This window comes from Denitromonas iodatirespirans (genome assembly GCF_018524365.1).
Taxonomy (GTDB): Bacteria; Pseudomonadota; Gammaproteobacteria; order Burkholderiales; family Rhodocyclaceae; genus Nitrogeniibacter; species Nitrogeniibacter iodatirespirans.
Genome location: NZ_JAEKFT010000091.1, coordinates 1 through 1,319, shown reverse-complemented (window position 1 = coordinate 1,319; position 1,319 = coordinate 1). Strand labels below are relative to the sequence as shown.

At 62.7% G+C, this 1,319-nt stretch carries 1 protein-coding gene and 1 other annotated feature; the gene reads right to left on the bottom strand.

The window, feature by feature from the left end:
• Positions 1-39: 39 nt before the first annotated feature.
• Positions 40-1,271, bottom strand: a protein-coding gene (locus I8J34_RS24035) for an IS3 family transposase (RefSeq protein WP_214364162.1) whose coding sequence is annotated in 2 segments (ribosomal slippage) — positions 40-980 and positions 980-1,271 — 1,233 coding nt in all. Because the reading frame shifts where the segments join, the coding sequence is not laid out codon by codon here.
• Positions 874-990 (bottom strand) — a sequence feature (AL1L pseudoknot). It overlaps the preceding gene by 117 nt.
• Positions 1,272-1,319: the final 48 nt, after the last annotated feature.

Genomic DNA, 1,319 nt, shown 5'->3' with positions numbered 1-1,319 from the left:
TGAATCGCCCCGGGTTCGGTGGAGGCCGTTTGGTTTAAGTCAGGCCGGGATGGCGGCCTCGCTGGCGAGTTGCCTGTAGTAGTTTGCCTCAGCTTCTGCAGGCGGGATATACCCGATCGGTTCGAGCAGCCTGTGGTGGTTGAACCAGGCGACCCATTCGAGCGTTGCCAGCTCGACCGACTCCTTGGTTTTCCAAGGTGCCCGCCGGTGGATCATCTCGGCCTTGTACAAGCCATTGATGGTCTCGGCCAGGGCGTTGTCGTAGCTGTCGCCCTTGCTACCCACTGACGGCTCGATGCCAGCCTCGGCGAGCCGTTCGCTGTAGCGGATCGAGACGTACTGCGATCCGCGGTCCGAGTGGTGGATCAAGGCTTCCTCCGCACCGGGTTGGCGCGCGTACAAAGCCTGCTCCAGTGCGTCGAGGACGAAGTCGGTGCTCATCGAACTGCTCACCCGCCAACCCACGATGCGCCGGGCAAAGACATCGACCACGAAGGCCACGTACAACCAACCCTGCCAGGTCGAGACATACGTGAAGTCCGAGACCCAAAGCTGGTTGGGCCGCTCGGCCTTGAACTGCCGATTGACCCGATCGAGCGGACACGGCGCTTTGCTGTCACTGACCGTGGTACGTACGACCTTGCCGCGTACCACGCCACGCAAACCCTGCGCACGCATGAGTCGCTCGACCGTGCAACGGGCCACGCTGATCGACTCCCGATTCAGTTGCCGCCACACCTTGTCGGCGCCATAGACTTGCAAGTTGGCATTCCAGACCCGCTCGATCTCGACCGCCAGCGCTTCATCACGTCGAACGCGGGCGCTGCGTCTTTCAGGATGGCGCTGCAAAGCACGGTGACGCCAGTAGCCCGACGGGGCGATCTGCAATTGCCGGCAGATCGGCTCGACCCCGAAGGTATCGCAATGCTGATCGACGAACGCTCTCAGGACTTGAATCGGCGGTCGAGCTCCGCCTGGGCGAAAAACGCGCTGGCAAGCTTGAGGATCTCGTTGGCCTTGCGCAGCTCACGGACCTCACGCTCCAGTTCCTTGACCCGCTGCTGATCAGCCGTTGTGGGGCCCGGGCGTTGGCCGGTGTTCCGTTCGTGCTGCCGAACCCAGCCATGCAAGGTCTGCGGTGTGCAGCCGATCTTGGCGGCGATGGACTCGATGGCCGCCCACTGCGAGGGGTGGTCGCCTCGACACTCGGCAACCATGCGCACGGCGCGCTCGTGGACTTCGGGGGAGTACTTCACGGGTTTCTTCTTCATGGTGTTCATGGCTCTATCTTCTCAAGAGGGAGAGCCTCCACCAAACCC